General features: G+C 71.7%; 3 protein-coding genes. 1 reads left to right on the forward strand and 2 read right to left on the reverse strand.

Features of this window, described 5'->3' with window-relative positions; translation table 11 throughout:
• Both SACPADRAFT_RS29390 and SACPADRAFT_RS0222860 read right to left on the reverse strand, forming a co-directional pair.
• The coding region (locus SACPADRAFT_RS29390; RefSeq protein WP_157577310.1) for an MFS transporter at positions 1-687 on the reverse strand (687 nt) is incomplete at its 3' end.
• Positions 688-809: 122 nt separating this feature from the next.
• Positions 810-1,901, reverse strand: coding sequence for an adenosine deaminase (locus SACPADRAFT_RS0222860; protein WP_007026970.1), 1,092 nt, complete (start codon positions 1,899-1,901; stop codon positions 810-812).
• Positions 1,902-2,168: 267 nt separating this feature from the next.
• Between SACPADRAFT_RS0222860 and SACPADRAFT_RS0222865 the strand changes: the two genes are divergently transcribed.
• Positions 2,169-3,341: a coiled-coil domain-containing protein gene (locus SACPADRAFT_RS0222865; protein ID WP_007026971.1), complete on the forward strand. Its 1,173-nt coding sequence runs from the start codon at positions 2,169-2,171 to the stop codon at positions 3,339-3,341.
• The last annotated feature ends 152 nt before the right edge of the window (positions 3,342-3,493 follow it).

Consider the following 3,493-nt stretch of genomic DNA (forward strand, 5'->3'; position numbering starts at 1 on the left):
CGGGTCGCCGGGGACGGCCGTCGGTCCGGCGGGTGCCGTGGGAGCGGACGGTGCCGTGGGAGCGGACGTTGCCGTGGGAGCGCCGGACGGGACCGGCCGGGGCGGGTCGACGACGAACCGGGCCACCAGCGCCGCGACCCCGAGTGCGGCACAGGCGGGCACCAGCAGGGCCGGGCGGAATCCCCAGTGCTGGGCCGCGGTGGGCAGCGTCAACGCCGCCACACCGACCCCGAGCGGCTGCGCGGTCTGCCGGATTCCCATGGCCAGTCCGCGCTCCCGTTCGGCGAACCAGCCGAGCACCACCCGTCCGCTGGAGGCGTTGACCGAGGCCGTCGCGGCGCCCGCGGCCACGAACGCCGCGAACAGTGCGCCCACACCCGCGTCCGACAGCGCCGTGACCAGCAGCAGGACCCCGGACACGCCGAGACCAAGCGCCATGACGCGGCGTTCGCCGTACCGGTCGGCCACCGCGCCCCACGCGATCAGCGTCAGCAGCAGACCGACGCCGGGGGCCGCGACCACCGCGCCGATCCGGGTGAGGTCGAGGTCGGTGGTGGAGCGCAGCGCGGGCACGAGGAACGGGATGCCGTAGAGGAACGTGCAGCTCGCGGTCTGGGCCGCGTGCCCGAGCGCGAGAACCAGCCAGCGCCGTCCCGCGTACCCGGTGCCCACCGTCGCCGTCGCCAACCCGCTGTCCAGGATGTGAGAAGATCATCTTACGATCCGGATAGCCTACGACGCGCGTCCGTCGCCGGGCAACGCCGGCCGCGGTGCGCCCACGACCGGCGGCCCCGGCGGGCGTCGACGGCTCACTCGACTTCGGCGTACCAGGGCTTGATGACGTTGTTGATCAGGTCCAGGCGCTCGTCGAAGTCGATGAAGGCGGACTTCATCGCGTTGATCGTGAACCACCGCACGTCCGACCAGCCGTAGCCGAACGTCTCCACCAGCCTGGCGAACTCCGAGGACATGGTGCAGTCGCTCATCAGCCGGTTGTCCGTGTTCACGGTGACCCGGAACCGCATCGCCGCCAGCAGACCGATCGGGTGCTTCTCCAGCGAGGGGGCGGCCCCGGTCTGCAGGTTCGACGACGGGCACACCTCCAGCGGGATACGCCGGTCCCGCACATAGGAGGCCAGCCTGCCCAGCTCGGCGGCTCCCTCACCGGCGGGGGTGATGTCGTCGATGATCCGCACCCCGTGTCCGAGCCGTTCGGCGCCGCAGTACTGGATCGCCTCCCAGATCGAGGCCAACCCGAACGCCTCACCCGCGTGGATGGTGAAGTGGGCGTTGTTGACCCGGATGTACTCGAAGGCGTCGAGGTTGCGGGTCGGGGGGAACCCGGCCTCCGGGCCCGCGATGTCGAACCCGACCACGCCGACGTCGCGGTAGCGCACGGCGAGTTCGGCGATCTCCAGCGCCCGCGCGTGCTGCCGCATCGCGCAGAGCAGGGTGCCCACCCGGATGCGCACGCCCTGCTCGGCCGCGCGCCGGGTGCCCCGTTCGAAGCCGTCCTGCACGGCCTCGATCACCGCGTCGAGGGACAGCCCCCGGGTGACGAACAGCTCGGGCGCGTAGCGCACCTCGGCGTAGACGACGCCGTCGGCGGCGAGGTCCTCGACGCACTCGGCGGCCACCCGGGACAGCGCCTCCTCGGTCTGCATCACCCCGGTGGTGTGGGCGAAGGTCTCCAGATAGGACTCCAGGGACCCGGAGTCCGCCGCGTCCCGGAACCACCGGGTCAGGTCGGCGACGTCGGTGGCGGGCAGCCCCCGGTAGCCGGTCGATTCGGCCAGCTCGACGACGGTGCGCGGGCGCAGCCCGCCGTCCAGGTGGTCGTGGAGCAGCACCTTGGGAGCCGTGCGCAGGTCCTGAAGGGTGGGAACGGTTCGCGTCGCCATTCCCCGACGGTACCCGGGCGCGACGGTCACACGGACGGTTGACACACCGCGGGCGGGGCGCGAGTGATCCCGCGGGAACCCCGGGGGGGCCGCTCGCGCCCCGGGTCTGACCCGGCACTTGAGTGTTACCACGGTGACCGAGACGTTATCGGCGTGATCGGCTTCGCACGTCACACGTTTACGGACGGGGGCGATACGCTCCGCAGCGGGTCGATCGCTAGGCTCGCGTGCAGGTCCCATCTTTCCCCGCCGATGAAGGACACCGCAGTGACGTCTGACAACAATCTCGCAGCCCCGTCCTTCGACCGGATGCGCAACATGTTGGTGCGCGCGGCCGAGGTCCGAGAGAGCGAACAGCAGCAGATCTTCGACGCCCTCGACGACATCTACGCCCGGCTCGCGCCGGTGGACTCCCTCGGCGCGATGCGCAAGCGGCTGTCCGAGCTGCCCGACCGCACGGAGGTCTCCGTCCTGGCCGAACGCCTGGACGAGGCCATGAACCGGCTCGAGGCCCAGGACAACGCGCTGGCCGAGCTGGCCCGCTCGGTGGAGTCCGTGGTCGACAAACTCCAGAAGCCGTTCGCGCAGCTCGACGGGAGACTCGACGGTGTCGGGGCCCGCTTCGAGGGCGTGTCCGGCCGGATGGACGGCCTGGAGGACAAGCTCACCAACATCCACCGCAGGCTGGACGAGCTCGGTGGGCACCTGGACAAGCAGGACGACAAGATCGACGGGGTCCCCTCGGCCGTGCACGGCCCGGTCCGCGAGCGGATCGACACGATGGAGACCTCGTTCAAGGAGCGGGTCGACCGCTTCGACACCGACTCCCGCGAGCGGGCCACGGCGAACACCGAGGCGGTGCAGAACTCGCTGTCCGAGAGCACGGAGTCGCTGACCGGCTCGCTGTCGAGCACCGCCGAGTCGCTGCGCACCTCGTTGACCGAGACGGCGGACTCGCTGCGCACCTCGCTGACCGAGACCGCGGAGATCCTGGACACCTCCGACCGCCTCGACACGCTCGGCGGGAGGCTGGACAAGCTCACCTCGCGGCTGGACGAGCTGGCCACCCGCCTGGACAAGGTCGAGGAGGGTGTCGTCTCGCAGATCGGCGATCTCGACGGCGCGGTGAAGTCCGGGCTGTCCCAGGTCGAGGGCACCCTGGCCCAGCAGCCGGACAACGAGTACTTCAGCTCGGTGGTGCGCAAGAGCAACGAGGAGTCGGAGCGCCGCATCGGTGGTCAGCTCGACGAGGCGATGGCGACCTTCGCCGAGCTGATGCTCGGCGGCGGGCCCGCCCAGCAGCAACAGCCCGCGATCTCCGCCCCGCCCGCCCCGCGGCAGCCCCGCCGGCGCAACAACAACGGCCGGTCGCCGAAGAACGGCGAGGGCAAGTCGAAGACCCCCGCCGGAGACGGCGAGACCGGAGACGGCGAGGAGTGAGGCTCACGGCCGGGTCGCGGGGGCGGGCGGCGGACGCCGTCAGTCCCCCGTGATCCGGTCCAGCACGATCCCCGGACCGACACGGCCCCCGTCCGCCGCGCCCGTCGACGCGGCACCGGCGGGGGCCGTGTCGTGTCCGGACGTCCCAAGCT

This window comes from Saccharomonospora iraqiensis subsp. paurometabolica YIM 90007 (assembly GCF_000231035.2).
GTDB lineage: Bacteria > Actinomycetota > Actinomycetes > Mycobacteriales > Pseudonocardiaceae > Saccharomonospora > Saccharomonospora paurometabolica.

Bases quoted from the DNA above. Each gene is read 5' to 3' on its own strand.
- SACPADRAFT_RS0222860 (WP_007026970.1), bottom strand. From the start codon at position 1,901: ATGGCGACGCGAACCGTTCCCACCCTTCAGGACCTGCGCACGGCTCCC.